The sequence below is a fragment of the Agromyces sp. CCNWLW213 genome (assembly GCF_037199545.1).
Classification (GTDB): Bacteria; Actinomycetota; Actinomycetes; order Actinomycetales; family Microbacteriaceae; genus Agromyces.
On the sequence record NZ_JBBBDX010000007.1, the window covers coordinates 75,108 to 93,326 of the forward strand.

Consider the following 18,219-nt stretch of genomic DNA (forward strand, 5'->3'; position numbering starts at 1 on the left):
ACGCTGCGGGTATCCGGCATCGGCGCCGGGTGCGACGCTGCCCACAAGGCGGCCGAGCCGACACGGAGGTTCGACGATGACCCCTTCCGACCGAGAGGCCACCGGGCTGCTGACCCGTCCCGGCGACCTCGTGCAGCTCCTCGACCCGGCGGGCACGCGACACGCGAACCCCGACTTCGACCCGTGGGTCGCCGACGTCGACACCGACGCGCTGGCCGACCTCCACCGCGACATGGTCGTGGTGCGCCGCCTCGACACCGAGGCCACGGCGCTGCAGCGCCAGGGCGAGCTCGGCCTGTGGCCGCCGCTGGCCGGCCAGGAGGCCGCCCAGATCGGATCCGCGCGCGCCCTCGACGACGAGGACTTCGTGTTCTCGAGCTATCGCGAGCACGCGGTCGCGTGGCTCCGCGGCGTGCAGCCGGTCGAGCTCCTGAGCGTCTGGCGCGGCACCGCGTCATCCGGCTGGAACCCCTACGAGAAGCGCATGGCGGTGCCGCAGATCATCATCGGCGCGCAGTCGCTCCACGCCGTCGGCTGGGCCATGGGCGCCAAGTGGCAGGGCGACGAGCACGTCGCGATCAGCTACTTCGGCGACGGTGCGACGAGCGAGGGCGACGTCAACGAGGCGTTCGTCTTCGCGTCGAGCTTCGACGCCCCCGTGGTCTTCTTCTGCCAGAACAACGGCTGGGCCATCTCCGAGCCGGTGGGACTGCAGTCCAAGCAGCCGCTCGCGCGCCGTGCCGACGGCTTCGGCATGCCCGGCATCCGCGTCGACGGCAACGACGTGCTCGCCGTGCTCGCCGTGACGCGCTGGGCGCTCGATCGCGCCCGCCGCGGCGAGGGGCCGGCGTTCATCGAGGCCGTCACCTACCGCATGGGCCCGCACACCACCGCCGACGACCCGAAGCGCTACCGCACCGACGACGACCTCGCGGCCTGGCGCGAGCGCGACCCCATCGCGCGCCTGCACGCCCTGCTCGCCGCATCCGGCGCCGACATGGCGGCCGTCGACGCCGACGCGAAGGCCGCCGCCGACCGGGCCGCGGCCGACCTGCGCGCGGCGATCACGAACATCCCCGACCCCGAGCCCATGAGCGTGTTCGACCACGTCTACGCCGAGCCGAACAGCCACCTCGAGCGGCAGAGGACGCGCTACGCGCGCTACCTCGCGATGTTCGACGAGGAGGGCGCCCGATGACCGCACTGACCCTCGGCAAGGCGATCAACGAGGGCCTCCGCCGTTCACTCGCCGACGACGACACGGTCGTGCTCATGGGCGAGGACATCGGCACGCTCGGCGGCGTCTTCCGCATCACCGACGGGCTGAAGGCGGAGTTCGGCGCCGAGCGCGTGGTCGACACGCCGCTCTCCGAGGCGGGCATCCTCGGCACGGCCGTCGGACTCGCGTACCGCGGCTTCCGCCCGGTCGTCGAGATCCAGTTCGACGGATTCGTCTACCCCGGGTTCGACCAGATCGTCGCGCAGGTCGCGAAGCTGCACTACCGCTCGCGCGGCAACGTGAAGATGCCCATGGTGATCCGCATCCCGTTCGGCGGCGGCATCGGAGCGGCCGAGCACCACTCCGAGTCGCCCGAGGCGTACTTCACGCACACCGCGGGCCTGCGGGTCGTCGCGTGCTCGAACCCCGCCGACGCGTACGTGATGATCCGCCAGGCGATCGCGAGCGACGACCCGGTGGTCTTCCTCGAGCCGAAACGGCGCTACCACGTCAAGGGCGAGGTCGACCTCGACGCCAACCTCGCCGACGCGCGCCCCATGGGCGTGGCCACGGTCGTGGCCTCCGGTCGCGACGTCACGCTGGTCACGTACGGCGCGCTCGTGCAGACGGCGAGGGACGCCGCGACCGCCGCCGCCGAGGAGGGCGTGTCGATCGAGGTCGTCGACCTCCGCTCGCTCGCGCCCGTCGACTACTCCACCATCGAGGCCTCCGTCCGCCGCACCGGCCGGCTCGTCGTCGCTCACGAGGCCGGCGAGCAGGGCGGCGTCGGCGCCGAGATCGCCGCGTCCATGACCGAGCGCTGCTTCGAGTACCTCGAGGCGGCGCCCGTGCGGGTCACCGGGCACGACATCCCGTACCCGCCCGCGAAGCTCGAGCAGCACCACCTGCCCGATCTCGACCGCATCCTCGACGGCGTCGACCGGGCGATGGGCCGGCCCAACTCCCTGTCCGACATGTCGGGGGTGGAGGCGTGAGCATCCGCGACTTCGCACTTCCCGACCTCGGCGAGGGACTCACCGAGTCGGAGATCGTCGCCTGGCGCGTGAAGGTCGGCGACCACGTCGAGCTGAACCAGATCATCGCCGACGTCGAGACGGCCAAGGCCGTCGTCGAGCTGCCCTCGCCGTTCGAGGGCACCGTCACAGCGCTGCATGCGGCCGAGGGCGAGACGGTCAACGTGGGCGAGAAGCTGTTCTCGTGCGACACGGTCGGCGGTGCCCCGGATGGCACGGCGACCGCGGACGTCGCCGCGCCGGCCTCCGCTGCCGATCAGGCGGTGCCGGCCGCGGCGCCGGCCGAGCCGGCCGAGGTCCGCGAGCCGACGCTCGTGGGGTACGGCGCCGGCGCCGAGCGCGGTCCCAAGCGTCGCGCGCGACGCCTCGGCGCGGCCGCCGCGCTGAGCGACGACCTCGTCCCCGCTCCGCCCGAGCACGACCGCATCGAGCCCGACACCGCCGCGCACGCCGGAGCGAACGGCCTGCCCGACGCCGACGAGCGTCCCGAGCGCCCCCGCTCGACGCCGCCGGTCCGCAAGCTCGCACGCGACCTCGGGATCGACCTCGAGCAGGTCGTCGGGACGGGCGAGCGCGGGCTCATCACGCGCGCCGACGTCGAGGCCGCGGCATCCGGGACCCCGGTGGGCGCGCCCGCGCGCGCGTCGACCGCGGGCGCGACCGCGCGGGCGACCATGCCACCGGCGGCGATCGCCCCGTCCGAGACGCGGATCCCGATCAGGGGCGTGCGCAAGCACACCGCCGCCGCGATGGTGCGCAGCGCCTTCACGGCGCCGCACGTCACCGAGTTCCTCACGGTCGACGTGACCGCGACCATGGAGCTGCTCGCCGGCATCCGCGCGGATCGCGCCTACGCCGGGCACAAGGTCACGCCGCTCACCGTCGTCGCGAAGGCCCTCTGCATCGCGGCGGGACGCACGCCCGAGGTCAACTCGCGCTGGGACGACGAGGCGCAGGAGATCGTCCGCTTCGGCCACGTGAACCTCGGCATCGCCGCGGCCACCGAGCGCGGCCTCGTGGTGCCCAACGTCAAGGGCGCCGAGCGGATGACGCTCATCGAGCTCGCCGACGCGATCGCCGCGCTCGCCGAGACCGCCCGCGCGGGCAGGACGCCGCCCGCCGACCTGTCGGGCGGCACGATCTCGATCACGAACATCGGCGTGTTCGGCATCGACGCGGGGACGCCGATCCTGAACCCGGGTGAGGCGGCGATCCTCGCGATGGGCGCGGTCCGCCGCATGCCGTGGGAGCATCGCGGCGAGATCGCGCTGCGCGAGGTCATGACGCTGTCGCTCTCGTTCGACCACCGCCTGGTCGACGGCGAGCAGGGCTCGCGCTTCCTCGCCGACGTGGGCCGCATCCTGCGGGAGCCGGGCCTCGCGCTGACGATGTCCTGACCCGCGGGTCCGCTCGCGCGGGCGCGGATCGCCGGAATGCCATCGGGATTCCGGCGATCCGCGTCCGGCGGGGTGGTGCGCGCGGGAATCCGGACGGGCAGGATGGGGTCATGGACGAGCGGACGCCGTTGTCGCGCGAGGACGTCGCGGCCGAGATCGCCGGGACGGGATTCCGACACGACGGCGAGCGACTGACCGCCGAATTCCGCACCACGGATTTCTCGAGTGCGGTGCGACTGCTCGACGCGGTGGCGACCGAGGCCGATGCCGCGAATCACCATCCGGATGTCGCACTCGGGTGGGGACGCATCGAATTCGACCTCGTGTCGCACGACGTCGGGAGCGTCACGCTCCGGGACGTGGCGCTCGCGAGGCGGATCGCGGAGATCGCACGCGAGCAGGGGGCGCGGAGCGCCTGAATTCCTCCGTCGCCGACCGTACGGAATTCTCCACATTCGCATCGGGATTCGCCGTCGGAATTCGCGGCGGAATATGCTTCGTATTCGACAGCAGTCCCACTGTCGAATTCAGCGGGGAATCCCGCAGAAAGGGCGTGCAGCATGGCCAAGCGAATTGTCGAGACCCTCATCGACGACCTCGACGGATCCGAAGCCGACCGCACCATCGCATTCAGCATCGACGGCGAGGGCTATGCGATCGACCTCTCCTCGGCGAATGCCGGGAAGTTCGAGGCGGCGCTCGCGCCGTTCATCGACGCCGCACGACGCACCTCGTCGAACCGCTCGAGCGGCGGCGCGCGCCGACGCGCCGGCGGCGGCGGCGGCGGCGCCGACACGAAGGACGCCCGCGAGTGGCTGCGGGCCAACGGCCACCAGGTCTCCGACCGCGGTCGCATCCCCGCCCCGCTCCTCGAGCTCTACCGCGACCGCTGACGACGACGCCGCGCCACGCGGCATCCGGTCACCGGAGGACGAACTCGATCTCCTCGATCTCCTCGCCGCGGGCGTTGGCCCAGTCGCGGTCGCGACCGACCTCGACGAAGCCGAGCTTGCGGAGCACGGCGACGGATGCCGCGTTGTCGGCCGCGGCCCGCGCGCGCACGGGTCGGGGCTGCGTGTCGAGGAACAGGCGCAGCGCGCGCGTCGCGATGCCCCGACCCCAGTGCTCGCGGTCGATCCAGTACGTGATCTCGGGCATGCCCGTCTCGGCGTCGATCCAGCGCGCGACGCTGCCGACGACGCGGCCGTCGCAGCGCACGGTCCGCGCGTCGTAGTCGTCGCGGGCCGAGAACCGGGCGACGTGCGCATCGTACGCCGCGCGGTCCGTGGGATCGGTCGCCGTGAACGCCGCCATGCGGTTCGCCTCGGGGTCGAGTTGGATGCGGAACAGCTCGTCGCGGTCGCCGGCGCGGGTCGCGCGCAGGGTCACGACGTGAGGCTCGACCATGCCATGTCCTCCAGGATGCTGCGGACCACCTTGTCCGCGGGTCGGCGCCCATGGGTGCGGGCGCTGTGGGGGGTGGAGTTGATGAGCCCGAAGGCCGCGTGAGCCCGGATCCGCAACTCCGATTCGGCCCGATCGGGCCTCAGGCGGGCGAGCACGCCCACCCACAGTTCGACGTACTCGCGCTGCAGGCGGCGGACCTCGTGGGCGTCGGCCTCCTCGAGGCTGCCGAGGTCGCGGTCCTGCACGCGGATCACGTCGGCGTTCGCGAGCGCGAACTCGACGTGGAAGCGGATGAGGTCGCGCAGCGCGCGCGCCGGGTCGTCGGCCGCGGCGATGGTGCGGCGCCCGCCGTCGAGCAGTCCGCGGCTGGCGTCCGCGAGGATCGCGGCGAGCACCGCCGCCTTGCCCGGGAAGTGCCGGTAGACCGCCGGTCCGGAGACCCCCGCCGCCTGGCCCAGTTCCTCGAGCGTGACGCCCGCGTACCCGCGGTCGGCGAACAGCCGCGCGGCGGCCTCGAGGAGCGCGACGCGACGGTCGGCCTTGGCGCGGCCGCGGTCGGTGAGCGTGTCGCTCAGGGTGCACCTCCGGGGGGAATTCGGTGAATGCACACTAACCGACCGGCGAGCGAGCGGCAACCGGCCGCGCACCGCCCCGGCGGGTGCCGCGCGCGTGCGACCTCAGCGAGCGGATGCCGCAGCGGCCTCCCGCACGAGTCGCACGGCCTCGGCCGCACCGCCGTTCCACGGCGTGCCGTGACCGGGCAGCACCCAGGTCGCCCCGGTTGCGGCGAGACGCGCCAGGGAGTCGAGCGCCTCGTCGGGCTCGTCGGTGAACGGCGCCGGCGCCGGCCCGCGGCGACCCGTGAGCACGTGCCGCGTCGTGAGCGCATCACCGACGCACACCGCGTCGAGTCCGGGGGAGTGGACGGCGATGCTGCCGGGCGAGTGCCCCGGCAGGCCGATCACCGCGGGGGAGCCGGGCAGGTCGAGTCGATCGCCGTCGGAGACCGTGCGGAGTTGCGTCAGGTACTCCGTCTTCGCGCCGCCCTTGCGGAGCGCATACCCGAAGAACCGGGCGAGCGCCCCGAGGCGCACACCCCGCCCGAGCGAGGTGGCAGCGGGCTTCGCCTCGCCCCGAGCGCGGGCCGCGTCGGCCTCGTGGACGTAGACGGGGACACCGCGCTCGCGGCGGAGCCGCTCGGCGAACCCGATGTGGTCGGTGTCCCCGTGCGTGAGGATCACGGCGCGCACGTCGTCGAGCGACCGTCCGGCGGCGTCGAGCTCGGCGAGCAGGTCCCGGTAGTGCCCGCGGAGTCCCGCGTCGACGACGGTGACCCCGCGGTCGTCGATGAAGAGATAGGCCGCGACGATCTCGTTGCCGACGCGCCGGAGTCCGGTGGTGAGTTCCATGTCGGCTATGCTACGTAGCTATGATGGCTACTGTCAATAGCCATAGGTCGACGACCGCGAGGAGGACCAGTGCCCACCCCCACCAGGATCACGCCGGAATCGCTGCGCGCCGCCGCCCGCGAGGTGCTCGAGCGCGACGGACGCGACGGACTGACCATGCAGGCGGTCGCGTCCTCGCTCGGCGTCCGGGCGCCATCGCTGTACAAGCACGTCCGCGACCGCGACGACCTCGTCCGCGTCGTCGCGGAGGACGTCGCGCGCGACCTCGCGGAGCACGTCGGCGCCGCAGTCGAGGACGCGGGGGAGGATGCGACCTCGGCCGCCCGCGCGCTGGCCGCCGCGGCCCGTCGCTTCGCCCACGAGCGGCCGAACGGCTACGCGCTCGTCTTCGGGCCGCTCCCGGAGGCGCAGCGCGCCGGCCGCCCCGCGTTGGATCGGAGCAGCGGCGCGGTGCTCGACATCGCCCGCCGGCTCGTCGGCGACGAGCGCGCCCTCGAGGCGGCGCGCACGCTCACCGCCTGGATGCACGGCTTCACGAGCATGGAGCTCGCCGGCGCCTTCCGGCTCGGCGGCGACGTCGAGCGGGCCTGGGAGTTCGGCCTCGAGCACGTCGTGGCGGGTCTCAGGGAGGAGCGCGGGCGCTCGGGCTCGTGAGTCGTGTTGCGGATCTCGGTGAATGGTCGCTAACATGAATCCCGGTTAGCGAGCGTTCACCGAAGCGCTCGGTCCACGCCACGACGGAGAGGCGGAGCAGGAGCGGATGCACATCCTCACGAGCGCGATCGACGCGGCATCCGACGTCGCCCGCGCCAATGCCGACGCGCACGCGGTGCTCGCCGACGAGTTGCGCGCCAAGCTCGCGAGGGCCGCGCTCGGCGGGCCCGAGGCATCCCGCGACCGCCACGTCGCCCGCGGCAAGCTGCTGCCCCGCGACCGGGTCGAGCGGCTGCTCGACGAGGGCAGCGCGTTCCTCGAGCTCGCACCCCTCGCCGCCGAGGACCTCTACGACGACGACACGCCCGCCGCTGGCGTCATCGCCGGCGTCGGGCTCGTCCACGGGCGGCCCGTCATGGTCGTCTGCAACGACGCCACCGTCAAGGGCGGCACCTACTACCCCATGACGGTCAAGAAGCACCTTCGAGCGCAGGAGGTCGCGCTCGAGAACGCGCTTCCGTGCGTGTACCTGGTCGACTCCGGCGGCGCCTTCCTGCCCAAGCAGGACGAGGTGTTCCCCGACCGCGACCACTTCGGCCGCATCTTCTACAACCAGGCCAACCTGTCGGCGCGGCGAATCCCGCAGATCGCGGCCGTCATGGGGTCGTGCACGGCCGGCGGCGCCTACGTGCCCGCGATGAGCGACGAGACCGTGATCGTGCGCAACCAGGGCACGATCTTCCTCGGCGGACCGCCGCTCGTGAAGGCGGCCATCGGCGAGGTCGTGACGCCCGAGGAACTCGGCGGCGGCGAGCTGCACTCCCGCCACTCCGGCGTGACCGACCACCTCGCCGAGGACGACGAGCACGCCCTCGAGCTCGTGCGCGACATCGTCGGCACGCTGCCCGAGCCCGCCGACCGCGCGTGGGCCGTGCGCGAGCCGCGCGAACCGGCGGTCGACCCCGGCACGCTCACGTCGGTCGTGCCGGTCGACGTGCAGCAGCCCTACGACGTGCGCGAGGTGATCGCCCGGCTCGTCGACGGCAGCGAGTTCCACGAGTTCAAGCGCGAGTACGGCGACACGCTCGTGACGGGCTTCGCGTGGATCGACGGCCACCCCGTCGGCATCGTCGCCAACAACGGCGTCCTCTTCAGCGAGTCGGCCATGAAGGGGGCGCACTTCATCGAGCTGTGCGACCAGCGCGGCATCCCCCTGGTCTTCCTGCAGAACATCTCGGGCTTCATGGTCGGCCGGGACGCCGAGGCCGGCGGCATCGCCAAGCACGGCGCGAAGATGGTGACCGCGGTCGCGACGACCCGCGTGCCGAAGTTCACCGTCGTGATCGGCGGGTCGTTCGGCGCGGGCAACTACTCGATGTGCGGCCGCGCCTACTCCCCGCGCTTCCTCTGGATGTGGCCCAACGCGCGCATCTCCGTGATGGGCGGCGAGCAGGCGGCATCCGTGCTCGCGACCGTCAAGCGCGACCAGTCGGCCGTGCGCGGCGAGGAGTGGTCGGCCGACGACGAGGCCGCCTTCAAGGCGCCCGTGCGCGCGCAGTACGAGGCGCAGGGCAGCCCCTACCACTCGACGTCGCGCCTGTGGGACGACGGCATCATCGACCCGGGCGACACGCGCACGGTGCTCGCCCTCGCCCTCGAGCTCGCGAGCCGCACGCCGCTGCCCGAGCCCCGCTTCGGCCTGTTCAGGATGTGACCGGATGACGCAGCCGTCCCCCTCCGCCACCCGCCCGTTCGACCGCGTGCTGGTCGCCAACCGCGGCGAGATCGCCGTGCGCGTCATCCGCACCCTGAAGCGCCTGGGCATCCACGCCATCGCCGTGTACTCCGACGCCGACGCCGGTGCGCCCCACGTCGCGCTCGCCGACGAGGCCGTGCGCATCGGCCCCGCCGCGGCATCCGAGAGCTACCTCGACCCCGCGCGCATCGTGCGCGCGGCGCTCGACACGGGCGCGCAGGCGATCCACCCGGGCTACGGCTTCCTCTCCGAGAACGCCGCGTTCGGCCGCGCATGCGCCGAGGCGGGCATCGTCTTCGTCGGTCCCGGCGCGCTCGCGCTCGAGGTCATGGGCGACAAGATCCGCGCCAAGCGGCATGTCGCCGAGTCGGGAGTGCCCGTCGTGCCGGGCGTCAGCGAGCCCGACGCGACCGACGACGAACTGCTCGACGCGGCCCCGCTCATCGGCTTCCCGATCCTCGTGAAGCCGTCGGCGGGCGGCGGCGGCAAGGGCATGCAGGTGGCGCGCGACCAGGCCGAACTCGAGCACGCGCTCCCCGCCGCGCGTCGCGTGGCGCGCGCCGCGTTCGGCGACGACACGCTCCTGCTCGAGCGGTTCATCGCGCAGCCGCGGCACATCGAGGTGCAGGTGCTCGCCGACGCGCACGGCCACGTCCTCCACCTCGGCGAGCGCGAATGCTCGCTGCAGCGCCGCCACCAGAAGGTCGTCGAGGAGGCGCCGTCCCCGCTGCTCGACGACGCGACCCGCGAGCGCATCGGGCAGGCCGCCTGCGACGCCGCGCGCAGCGTGCAGTACCTCGGTGCGGGCACCGTCGAGTTCCTCGTGTCGGATGCCGCGCCCGACGAGTTCTTCTTCATCGAGATGAACACGCGCCTGCAGGTCGAGCACCCGGTGACCGAGCTGGTCACGGGCGTGGATCTCGTCGAGCAGCAGCTCCGGATCGCGGCGGGCGAGCCGCTCGCGCTCGCCCAGTCCGACGTGCGGCTCACCGGGCACGCCGTCGAGGCGCGTGTGTACGCCGAGAGCCCCGAGCGCGGCTTCCTGCCCTCGACGGGCGAGGTGCTCGCCTGGCGACCGCCGGCCGGCGAGGGCGTCCGCGTCGACGCCGGCATCCGCGAGGGCCAGCACGTGACCGCGGACTACGACCCGATGATCGCCAAGGTGATCGGGTTCGGCGCCGACCGCGCCGAGGCCCTCGACCGGCTCGACGCCGCGCTCGCCGGCACCGTCCTCCTCGGGGTCGAGTCGAACGTCGCGTTCCTCCGCCGGCTGCTCGCCCACCCCGACGTGCGGGCCGGGCACCTCGACACCGGACTCATCGACCGGCTCCCCGAACCCGAGACGACGGATGCCGCAGCCGACCCGCTCGCCGCGGTCGCACGCACCGCGCGCGAGCGCGACGCACGTGCGGCGACCTCCACCGCGCACGCCTGGCACCGCGAGCGCGGCTGGCGCATCGGCACGGTGCGCGGGCCCGACCGGCTCCCGGAGGGCGCCGTCACGGCGACCGGCGGTGACGGCACGGTCTGGGTGCACCTCGACGGTCGCGCCGCGGCGTTCGCGCGACCCGATCGTCGGGTCGCACTCGAGGCGCGCCTCGCGCTGCTCGAGCGCGGCGGAAGCGCCGACCCCGACCTCCGCGCGCCCATGCCCGGGAACGTCACGACGATCCTCGTCGCCGACGGCGACCGGGTCGAAGCCGGCCAGGCCGTGCTCGCCATCGAAGCCATGAAGATGGAGCACCGCGTGACGGCCACTGCGGACGGCATCGCCCGCATCCGCGTGGCCGTCGGCGAACAGGTCGCGCGCGACCAGGTCGTCGCGCGCATCGAGCACGCCGCCGAGCGCGGCGCGGCCGGCGACGCGGCATCCGACGACGAACCCCGGTCCGGCGCCCACGACGCCGCCGGCCCCGACGCATCCCACCAGGAATGAGGAGCACCATGCACGACCTGACCGACGAGGAACAGCAGCTGTACGACATGGTCTGCGAGTTCGCCGACACCGTCGTCGCCCCGCAGGCCTACGAGGCCGACCGCTCGCACGAGCTGTCGATGGACGTCGTCGCCCAGATGGGCGAGCTCGGGCTCTTCGGCCTGCCGTTCCCCGAGGAGGTCGGAGGGCAGGGCGGCGACTACATGGCGCTGTGCCTCGCGATCGAGGCGCTCGCCCGCGTCGACCAGTCGATCGCGATCACCCTCGAGGCGGGCGTCGGGCTCGGCGCGATGCCGATCTACCGTCACGGCACCGACGAGCAGAAGGCCGAGTTCCTCCCCGATCTCGTGGCCGGACGCGCGCTCGCCGGCTTCGGGCTCACCGAGCCCGAGGCGGGATCCGACGCCGGCGCCACCCGGACGACCGCGGTGCTCGACGGCGACGAGTGGGTCGTCAACGGGTCGAAGCAGTTCATCACCAACTCGGGCACGCCGATCACGCGATTCGTGACGGTCACCGCGGTGACCGGGGAGCGGACCCGCTCCGACGGCTCCGTCTCGAAGGAGCTCTCCACGATCATCGTGCCGAACGGCACGCCCGGGTTCACCGTGGGGCCCGACTACGACAAGTCCGGATGGCGCGCCTCCGACACCCACCCGCTGACCTTCGACGACGTCCGGGTGCCGGCCGCCAACCTGCTCGGTGAACGCGGACGCGGCTTCGCCAACTTCCTCCAGGCGCTCGACGAGGGCCGCATCGCGATCGCCGCCCTCGCGACGGGCGCGGCCCAGGGCTGCCTCGACGAGGCCGTGGCCTACGCGAAGACCCGCAACGTCTTCGGCGTACCGATCGCGAGCCACCAGTACATCGCGTTCACCATCGCCGGGATGCAGGCCCGCGTGCACACCGCACGCCTCGCCTGGCACGACGCGGCACGGCGCGCCGACGCGGGGCTCCCCTTCAAGAAGGAGGCGGCGATCGCCAAGCTCGTCTCGAGCGACGCCGCCATGCTGAACGCGCGGGACGCGACCCAGATCTTCGGCGGGATGGGCTTCATGAACGAGACGACCGTGGCCAGGCACTACCGTGACTCGAAGATCCTCGAGATCGGCGAGGGGACGAACGAGGTGCAGCTCATGGTCATCGCTCGCGACCTCGGGTTGGCCGGCTAGGCGACTCGCCCGCCGGAGTGGAAGGGAACGTCATGACGGATGCCGCGATGCGCGAGGTCGTCCAGCGCGGGCTCTGGTTCGAGGAGTTCGAGGAGGGCGTGCGCTACCTGCATCGTCCGGGCCGGACGGTGACGGACGCCGACAACGTGCTCTTCACCACGCTCACGATGAACCCCCAGCCGCTCCACCTCGACGCGGCGTGGTCGGCGCGCCAGCCGTTCGGCCGCGTCCTCGTGAACTCGCTGTTCACGCTGTCGACCCTCGTCGGCCAGTCGGTGGGGCAGCTCACGCAGGGCACGCTCGTCGCCAACCTCGGGTTCGGTGCGGTCGCGTTCCCCACTCCGGTGTTCGTGGGCGACACCCTCTACGGCGAGAGCGTCGTCGAGTCGAAGCGGCTGTCGTCGTCGCGTCCCGGAGAGGGCATCGTGGTGCTCGGGCACACCGCCCGCAACCAGGACGGCGAGGTGGTCGCGACGGCGTCGCGCACGATGCTGGTCTGGACGCGCGAGGCGGGCGAACGGCGGTCGCGCACGGACGGCGAGGCGAGCGGATGACGCACCCCCCGTTCCCCTTCGGTCCCGCGCTGCTGTTCTGCCCGGCCGACCGGCCCGATCGCTACGCCAAGGCCCTCGCGCGGGCCGACGCCGTGATCCTCGACCTGGAGGACGCCGTTTCCGAGGTCGCGAAGTCGGCGGCGCGCGAGTCGCTCGTGGCGAACCCGCTCGATCCCGCGCGGGTCGTCGTGCGCGTGAACCCGGCGTCGACGCCGCATCTCGCCGACGACCTCGTGGCGCTCCGGCGCACCTCGTACCGCACCGTCATGCTCGCCAAGTGCGAGGGCACGGCCGACCTCGTCGGCCTCGAGGACTTCGACGTGATCGCCCTGTGCGAGACCGCCCGTGGCGTGCTCGCCGCGGCCGACCTCGCGTCGGTGCCGATCGTGTCCGCGCTCATGTGGGGTGCGGAGGACCTCGTCGCCTCGCTCGGCGGCGGCTCGAGCCGGTACCCGGACGGTCGATACCGGGATGTCGCGCGGCACGCCAGGTCCGAGGTGCTGCTCGCGGCGGGGGCGCACGGCGTTGCCGCGATCGACGCGGTGCACCTCGACCTCGCCGACGCGGACGGGCTCCGGGCGGAGGCCGAGGACGCAGCGGCGCTCGGCTTCGCGGCCACGGCGTGCGTGCACCCGGGCCAGGTCGAGGTCGTCAGATCGGCGTACGCGCCGAGCCCGGAGCGGCTGGAGTGGGCGCGGGCGCTCCTCGCCGAGGCCGCCATGCGCGAACGCGACGGCGTGTTCGCGTTCCGCGGGCAGATGGTCGACGCGCCGCTGCTGCGGCAGGCCGAGGCGGTCGTCCGCCGCGCGTCATCCCCAGCACGGTTCGAGGAAGGGACGGAGGCCCGATGAAGATCATCGTGCTCGTGAAGGAGGTCCCCGACACGTGGGGGGAGCGCAAGCTCGACCTCGAGACGGGGATCGCCGATCGCGCCGCGAGCGAGGCGGTGCTCGACGAGATCGGCGAGCGGGCGCTCGAGGTGGCCCTCGCGCATGCCGACGCGCACGCCGACACCGAGGTGGTCGTCATGTCCATGGCCCCCGAGCGCGCCGCGACGACGATCCGCAAGGGCCTCGCGATGGGGGCGGCCTCGGCCGTGCACATCGCCGACCCGGGCCTCGCCGCCGCCGACCTCGGCCTCACCGCGCGCACCCTCGCCGCCGCGATCCGCCGCGCCGGGTTCGACCTCGTCATCACGGGCAACCTCTCCACCGACGGCAGCGGGGGCGTGATCCCGGCCATGCTCGCGGAGCTGCTCGGGGTGCCCCATGCGACCGCCCTCGCCTCGGTCGAGATCTCCGACGGCACGGTCTCCGGGACGCGCGACGTCGACGGGGGCACCATGCGCGTGCGCGCGCCGCTGCCGGCCGTCATCTCGATCACCGAGGCGCTCCCCGACGCCCGATTCCCGAACTTCAAGGGCATCATGGCCGCGAAGAAGAAGCCGTTCGAGACGGTGAGCGCCGCCGACCTGGGGATCGAGCCCGAGGACCTCTCGGTGCCGTGGTCGATCATGACCGCGGTCGCCGAGAAGCCCCCGCGAACGGCCGGCGTCAAGATCACCGACGAGGGCGACGGCGGCACGAAGATCGCCGAGTTCCTGATCGAGAACCGGCTGGTGTGAGAGGACGATGATGAGCGACCAGACCGCCGACCCCATCCTCGTCCTGCTCGAGGCGACGCCGACCGGCGAGCTCGCGTCGAGTGCCGCCGGCCTCCTCGGGGCCGCATCGCGGATCGGCACGCCGGTCGCGCTCGCGGTCACCGCGCCCGGCCGGGCGCAGGCCCTCGCCGAGCAGGCCGCCGCGCTCGGCGCCGAGCGGGTGCTCGCCGTCGAGACGGCCTCGACGCAGTCCGAGCTCACGATCCCGCAGGTCGACGCGCTCGCCGCCGCGGCGGCACTCGTGACGCCGCAGGCGGTGCTGGTCTCGAACTCGATCGAGGGGCGCGACATCGCCGGCCGGTTCGCGGCCCGCACCGGCGCCGCCCTCGCCGTGGACGCCGTCGGCGTCTCGCGCGACGACGAGGGCGTGCTCGCGCACCACGCCGTGTACGGCGGCGCGTACAACGTCGACTCCGCGGCGACCTTCGGGCCGCTCGTCGTCACGGTGCGGCAGGGCGCCGTCGATGCCCGAGCCGACGCACGGCCCGTCGCACTCGAGTCGCTCGAGGTTCCCGCCTCGGGCGCGGCGTCGGCGACGATCGAGTCGGTGGAGCCCGTGACCGAGACGTCGAGTCGACCCGAGTTGCGAGGGGCGAAGCGGGTCGTCTCGGGCGGTCGCGGGCTCGGCTCGGCCGAGAAGTTCGCGCTCGTGGAGGAGCTCGCCGACGCCCTGGGCGCCGCCGTGGGCGCGTCGCGGGCGGCCGTCGACGCCGGCTACGTCCCCGCGAGCCAGCAGGTCGGCCAGACCGGCGTGTCTGTCTCGCCCCAGCTCTACATCGCCCTCGGGATCTCGGGTGCGATCCAGCACCGCGCCGGCATGCAGACGGCCAAGACCATCATCGCCGTCAACAAGGACCCCGACGCGCCGATCTTCGACGTCGCCGACTTCGGCGTCGTCGGCGACGTGTTCACGATCGTCCCGCAGTTGATCAGCGCGCTCGCCGAGCGGAAGCGCTGACCCGTGGTCGCTGCGGGGAACCTGCGGAGGGGACTGCCCCGTCGACGCGGCGGTGACCCCTGGCCGCCCGCCGGCGAGGCGAACGGCCGCGTCGTCGCGGTCGGAGCGACTGCGGAGGCCGCGCCTGCTCCGCCGACCGCCGGTGCGCCGGTCGCGACCCCTTCGACGACGGTGCCGGCCGGCGCTGCGGTGTCGGCCACCGCATCGGCCCCCACCGCCCCGGCTCCGACCGTCCCGACCGCCCCGGCCGCCGCGCCCGCGCCTGCCGCCGCCGCCTCGGGCCGACGGCTCCGGACGGGGCTTCCGCGCGTGCGGGGCGGCGTGCCGTGGCCCGGCGGCGCGGTGCCGAGCGGGGCCGCGGCTGCCTCGCCGGTCGCAGCGGCGCCGCCCGAGGTCGCCGCGGAGCCCATCCTCGAGCCGGCCGCCCCGACCGCCGCGCCGCGACCGGAGGCCGCGAGTGCGCCGGCGGCCGCTGCCGCCCCCGCGGTCGGCACGGGCATCGCACTGCGCCGCGGACTGCCGCGCGTCGCCGGGGGAGAGCCCTGGCCGACTCCGATCGCGCCGATCGCCGGGACGCCGGCGCCGGCCTCGGTGCCCGCTCCGGTCGAGGGTGCTCCCGCGGCGGCGGCCGAGCCGGCGTCCGCGTCGGCGACCGCGGCGACGGTCCACGCCGACGAGCCCGCGCCCGCGGCGCCCGCCGCCCCCGCGCCCGTCGCAACCGCTGCGACGACGCCGGCGCCCGCCGAGCCCGCCGAGCCCGCCCAGCCCGCCGGGCGCGCACTGCCTGCAGTGCCCGCAGTGCCGGCCGAGCCGGTGCCGGCGGCGCAGCCGGTCGCCGCGACGGCGTCGGCCCCGGCTCCGAGCGCCCCGTCGCCGTCGGAACCGGGACGCCTCGGTCCGCTGACCGGGAAGCAGTGGGTCGGCGCCTCCGTCGTCGGCGTCCTCGCGATCATCGGGGCCGCGACCATCGTCGTGCAGCTGACGAGGTGGTTCCTCGGCCTCGACGTCATGCAGGACTTCCTGGCGACCTACCCCGGCGAGACGCCCCTGCCCGAGGGGGCGCCGGTCGGGCTCCCGGCCTGGCTCGGATGGCAGCACTTCTTCAATGTCTTCCTGATCGTGCTGATCATCCGCTCGGGCCTGCAGGTGCGCACCGAGCGGCGGCCACCGGCGTACTGGACGCCGCGCTGGTCGAAGGGCGGTCAGGGCAGGATCAGCCTCACCCTCTGGTTCCACCAGTCCCTGGACGTGCTGTGGTTCGCGAACGGACTGGTCTTCGTCGTGCTCCTGTTCGCGACGGGCCAGTGGATGCGCGTCGTGCCGACGACCTGGGAGGTCATCCCCAATGCGGTGTCGGCCGGGTTGCAGTACCTCTCGCTCGACTGGCCGCTGGAGAACGGCTGGGTCAACTACAACAGCCTCCAGGTGCTCGCCTACTTCGTGACGATCTTCATCGCCGCGCCGCTCGCCGCGCTGACCGGCGTGCGCATGTCGGGGTTGTGGCCGAGGAACGCCACCACCCTCAACCGGATGTACCCCGTCGAATGGGCGCGCGCCGTGCACTTCCCGGTCATGCTGTACTTCGTGGCGTTCATCGTGGTGCACGTGACCCTCGTGCTCCTGACCGGCGCGCTGCGGAACCTCAACCACATGTACGCGGCGCGGGACGCCGGCGACTGGCTCGGGTTCTGGATCTTCGTCGCCTCCGTCGTCGTCATCGCGGCCGCCTGGGTCGCGGCCCGACCCGCCGTGCTCGCACCGATCGCCGGACTGCTCGGCAAGGTCGGCCGATAGGGGTCGACCCGACGAGGCGGGTGGCGGACACACGTCCCCGGGGCGGTGGAACGCGGAGTTCACCAACGTTTCGGTAACGCTTCACCGGATCCGTCGCAGACGCGGGCGGGACGCCGCCTACTGTCGAAAGCGATCCTGGGGAGGAGGACGCGTGGCGCTGGAGCACGCAGACGACCGAGCACGGCGAGCCGGGGGCGAGCCGGGCCCCGACGGCGCGCGCGCCGCGACGGCCGAGATCGACGTCCCCGACGCCGTGGGCACGGCGGCTCCGACGACGGCCGAGATCGAGACGAACACCTTCTCGGGGCCGATCACCGTGCCGTACCGGGTGGCGCTCGGCGAGTCGGGGATCGACGTGCACCCCCTCGGGCTCGGCGCGACCGCGATCGGCCGATCCCCGGACGCCGCCGCCGACATCCTGGACCGCTTCGCCGCCCTCGGCGGCGACCTGGTCGCCACGGCCGGCACCGCCGACGGGGCGCAGGGCGAGGCCGTCGTGGGCGAGTGGATCAGCTCGCGGGGCACGCGCGACCGCGTGCGACTCATGACCCGCGTGGGGCCCGACCGCAGCGGGCCCGCCGGACCCGCGATCACCGACGCGGTGCATGCCTCGCTCCGGCGACTCGGCACCGATCGCATCGACCTGCTCGCCTTCCACGGCGAGGACCCCGACGTGCCCCTCGAGGAGAGCCTGGGCGCCGTCGACGCGCTCATCGCCGCGGGCAAGGTGCTCGCGATCGGCGCGTCCGGGTTCTCGCCGGAGCGGCTCATCGAGGCCCGGGTGCTCGCCGCCGACGGCCTGCCGCGGTTCCAGGTGCTCTCGACGCGGTACAGTCTCGTCGAGCGTCGCGCCTTCGAGGGTGCGCCGGAGCTCGTGGCCCGCGCGCAGGGGCTCGGCGTGCTGCCGAGTGCCGCGCTCGGCGGCGGCGTCCTCGGCGGGGGCGTGCGTCGTCCGGGCGACCTTCGCCGGCTCGCCCGGGCCGAGCGGCGGGGCCGGGACTTCGGTCGGCGCACGTCGCGGGTCCTGCGGGTGCTCGACGCGGTCGCGGCCGAGCACGCCGCCGAGCCGGCGGCCGTCGCCATCGCGTGGCTCCTCTCACGGCCGGCCGTCGCCGCGCCGGTCGTCGGCGTGGACCGGCCCGAGCACGTGGACGCGCTCATGCGCGCCGCCTCCCTCGTCCTCACGCGCTCCGAGCTCGTCGAGCTCGATCGCGCATCGTCCTGAACGCGTCCGACGCCTCCGGCAGGCGTGCGTGGCCTAGGCTG

18 protein-coding genes are annotated in these 18,219 nt (G+C 73.8%); 15 read left to right on the forward strand and 3 right to left on the reverse strand.

The features are described 5' to 3' along the window. The first annotated feature begins 76 nt into the window (after window positions 1-76). The 5 genes from pdhA (at window position 77) to WBQ80_RS13645 (ending at window position 4,543) form a co-directional block, all read left to right on the forward strand. A complete protein-coding gene (gene pdhA / locus WBQ80_RS13625) occupies window positions 77-1,198 on the forward strand; it encodes a pyruvate dehydrogenase (acetyl-transferring) E1 component subunit alpha (protein ID WP_336572839.1) in 1,122 nt (373 codons plus the stop codon). Further along, complete coding sequence (locus tag WBQ80_RS13630; RefSeq protein ID WP_336572838.1) at window positions 1,195-2,214, forward strand: alpha-ketoacid dehydrogenase subunit beta; 1,020 nt, start codon at window positions 1,195-1,197, stop codon at window positions 2,212-2,214. The genes pdhA and WBQ80_RS13630 overlap by 4 nt, the downstream gene beginning before the upstream one ends. After that, window positions 2,211-3,650: a dihydrolipoamide acetyltransferase family protein gene (locus WBQ80_RS13635; RefSeq protein WP_336572837.1), complete on the forward strand. Its 1,440-nt coding sequence runs from the start codon at window positions 2,211-2,213 to the stop codon at window positions 3,648-3,650. Before WBQ80_RS13630 ends, WBQ80_RS13635 begins: the two co-directional genes overlap by 4 nt. A 110-nt stretch (window positions 3,651-3,760) precedes the next feature. Next, complete coding sequence (locus WBQ80_RS13640; RefSeq protein ID WP_336572836.1) at window positions 3,761-4,069, forward strand: 4a-hydroxytetrahydrobiopterin dehydratase; 309 nt, start codon at window positions 3,761-3,763, stop codon at window positions 4,067-4,069. A 141-nt stretch (window positions 4,070-4,210) separates the two neighbouring features. Continuing rightward, on the forward strand, window positions 4,211-4,543 hold the full coding sequence (locus WBQ80_RS13645) for a histone-like nucleoid-structuring protein Lsr2 (RefSeq protein ID WP_336572835.1): 333 nt from the start codon (window positions 4,211-4,213) through the stop codon (window positions 4,541-4,543). A gap of 28 nt (window positions 4,544-4,571) precedes the next feature. Here the strand turns inward: WBQ80_RS13645 and WBQ80_RS13650 are convergent, their stop codons facing one another. From WBQ80_RS13650 to WBQ80_RS13660, 3 genes are all read right to left on the reverse strand, one after another. Then, window positions 4,572-5,057, reverse strand: coding sequence for a GNAT family N-acetyltransferase (locus WBQ80_RS13650; RefSeq protein WP_336572834.1), 486 nt, complete (start codon window positions 5,055-5,057; stop codon window positions 4,572-4,574). Beyond that, window positions 5,036-5,665 carry an SACE_7040 family transcriptional regulator gene (locus WBQ80_RS13655; protein WP_336572833.1) on the reverse strand — a complete coding sequence of 210 codons (630 nt, stop codon included), beginning with the start codon at window positions 5,663-5,665 and terminating at the stop codon, window positions 5,036-5,038. Before WBQ80_RS13655 ends, WBQ80_RS13650 begins: the two co-directional genes overlap by 22 nt. 69 nt (window positions 5,666-5,734) lie before the next feature. Beyond that, complete coding sequence (locus WBQ80_RS13660) at window positions 5,735-6,466, reverse strand: MBL fold metallo-hydrolase (protein WP_336572832.1); 732 nt, start codon at window positions 6,464-6,466, stop codon at window positions 5,735-5,737. Window positions 6,467-6,535: 69 nt separating this feature from the next. On the opposite strand from WBQ80_RS13660, the gene WBQ80_RS13665 reads away from it, so the two are divergent. The 10 genes from WBQ80_RS13665 to WBQ80_RS13710 all read left to right on the forward strand — a co-directional run bounded on the left by WBQ80_RS13665 (window position 6,536) and on the right by WBQ80_RS13710 (window position 18,178). After that, a complete protein-coding gene (locus WBQ80_RS13665) occupies window positions 6,536-7,120 on the forward strand; it encodes a TetR/AcrR family transcriptional regulator (protein WP_336572831.1) in 585 nt (194 codons plus the stop codon). A 106-nt stretch (window positions 7,121-7,226) separates the two neighbouring features. Further along, a complete protein-coding gene (locus WBQ80_RS13670) occupies window positions 7,227-8,834 on the forward strand; it encodes a carboxyl transferase domain-containing protein (protein WP_336572830.1) in 1,608 nt (535 codons plus the stop codon). 4 nt (window positions 8,835-8,838) lie between these two features. After that, on the forward strand, window positions 8,839-10,812 hold the full coding sequence (locus WBQ80_RS13675; RefSeq protein WP_336572829.1) for an ATP-binding protein: 1,974 nt from the start codon (window positions 8,839-8,841) through the stop codon (window positions 10,810-10,812). A gap of 8 nt (window positions 10,813-10,820) precedes the next feature. Then, on the forward strand, window positions 10,821-11,984 hold the full coding sequence (locus WBQ80_RS13680; protein WP_336572828.1) for an acyl-CoA dehydrogenase family protein: 1,164 nt from the start codon (window positions 10,821-10,823) through the stop codon (window positions 11,982-11,984). Between the two features lie 32 nt (window positions 11,985-12,016). Further along, window positions 12,017-12,538, forward strand: coding sequence for a MaoC family dehydratase (locus WBQ80_RS13685; RefSeq protein ID WP_336572827.1), 522 nt, complete (start codon window positions 12,017-12,019; stop codon window positions 12,536-12,538). Next, entirely contained in the window at window positions 12,535-13,389 is an 855-nt protein-coding gene (locus tag WBQ80_RS13690) for an HpcH/HpaI aldolase/citrate lyase family protein (RefSeq protein ID WP_336572826.1), read from the forward strand. Before WBQ80_RS13685 ends, WBQ80_RS13690 begins: the two co-directional genes overlap by 4 nt. After that, window positions 13,386-14,162 (forward strand): electron transfer flavoprotein subunit beta/FixA family protein, encoded by a 777-nt coding sequence (locus WBQ80_RS13695; RefSeq protein ID WP_336572825.1) that lies wholly within the window; start codon window positions 13,386-13,388, stop codon window positions 14,160-14,162. The genes WBQ80_RS13690 and WBQ80_RS13695 overlap by 4 nt, the downstream gene beginning before the upstream one ends. A 10-nt stretch (window positions 14,163-14,172) precedes the next feature. Then, window positions 14,173-15,159 carry an electron transfer flavoprotein subunit alpha/FixB family protein gene (locus WBQ80_RS13700; protein WP_336572824.1) on the forward strand — a complete coding sequence of 329 codons (987 nt, stop codon included), beginning with the start codon at window positions 14,173-14,175 and terminating at the stop codon, window positions 15,157-15,159. 309 nt (window positions 15,160-15,468) lie between these two features. After that, complete coding sequence (locus WBQ80_RS13705) at window positions 15,469-16,953, forward strand: cytochrome b/b6 domain-containing protein (RefSeq protein ID WP_337282581.1); 1,485 nt, start codon at window positions 15,469-15,471, stop codon at window positions 16,951-16,953. Between the two features lie 151 nt (window positions 16,954-17,104). Continuing rightward, the gene (locus tag WBQ80_RS13710) at window positions 17,105-18,178 is read left to right on the forward strand and encodes an aldo/keto reductase (RefSeq protein ID WP_336573124.1); all 1,074 of its coding nucleotides are present in this window, start codon (window positions 17,105-17,107) and stop codon (window positions 18,176-18,178) included. The last annotated feature ends 41 nt before the right edge of the window (window positions 18,179-18,219 follow it).

What these genes read in the sequence shown, in the direction of transcription:
- WBQ80_RS13640 (WP_336572836.1), top strand. Translation starts at nt 3,761, where the DNA reads ATGGACGAGCGGACGCCGTTGTCGCGCGAGGACGTCGCGGCCGAGATC.
- WBQ80_RS13680 (WP_336572828.1), top strand. Translation starts at nt 10,821, where the DNA reads ATGCACGACCTGACCGACGAGGAACAGCAGCTGTACGACATGGTCTGC.
- WBQ80_RS13695 (WP_336572825.1), top strand. Translation starts at nt 13,386, where the DNA reads ATGAAGATCATCGTGCTCGTGAAGGAGGTCCCCGACACGTGGGGGGAG.
- pdhA (WP_336572839.1), top strand. Translation starts at nt 77, where the DNA reads ATGACCCCTTCCGACCGAGAGGCCACCGGGCTGCTGACCCGTCCCGGC.
- WBQ80_RS13630 (WP_336572838.1), top strand. Translation starts at nt 1,195, where the DNA reads ATGACCGCACTGACCCTCGGCAAGGCGATCAACGAGGGCCTCCGCCGT.
- WBQ80_RS13685 (WP_336572827.1), top strand. Translation starts at nt 12,017, where the DNA reads ATGACGGATGCCGCGATGCGCGAGGTCGTCCAGCGCGGGCTCTGGTTC.
- WBQ80_RS13650 (WP_336572834.1), bottom strand. Translation starts at nt 5,057, where the DNA reads ATGGTCGAGCCTCACGTCGTGACCCTGCGCGCGACCCGCGCCGGCGAC.
- WBQ80_RS13660 (WP_336572832.1), bottom strand. Translation starts at nt 6,466, where the DNA reads ATGGAACTCACCACCGGACTCCGGCGCGTCGGCAACGAGATCGTCGCG.
- WBQ80_RS13675 (WP_336572829.1), top strand. Translation starts at nt 8,839, where the DNA reads ATGACGCAGCCGTCCCCCTCCGCCACCCGCCCGTTCGACCGCGTGCTG.
- WBQ80_RS13690 (WP_336572826.1), top strand. Translation starts at nt 12,535, where the DNA reads ATGACGCACCCCCCGTTCCCCTTCGGTCCCGCGCTGCTGTTCTGCCCG.
- WBQ80_RS13700 (WP_336572824.1), top strand. Translation starts at nt 14,173, where the DNA reads ATGAGCGACCAGACCGCCGACCCCATCCTCGTCCTGCTCGAGGCGACG.
- WBQ80_RS13645 (WP_336572835.1), top strand. Translation starts at nt 4,211, where the DNA reads ATGGCCAAGCGAATTGTCGAGACCCTCATCGACGACCTCGACGGATCC.
- WBQ80_RS13670 (WP_336572830.1), top strand. Translation starts at nt 7,227, where the DNA reads ATGCACATCCTCACGAGCGCGATCGACGCGGCATCCGACGTCGCCCGC.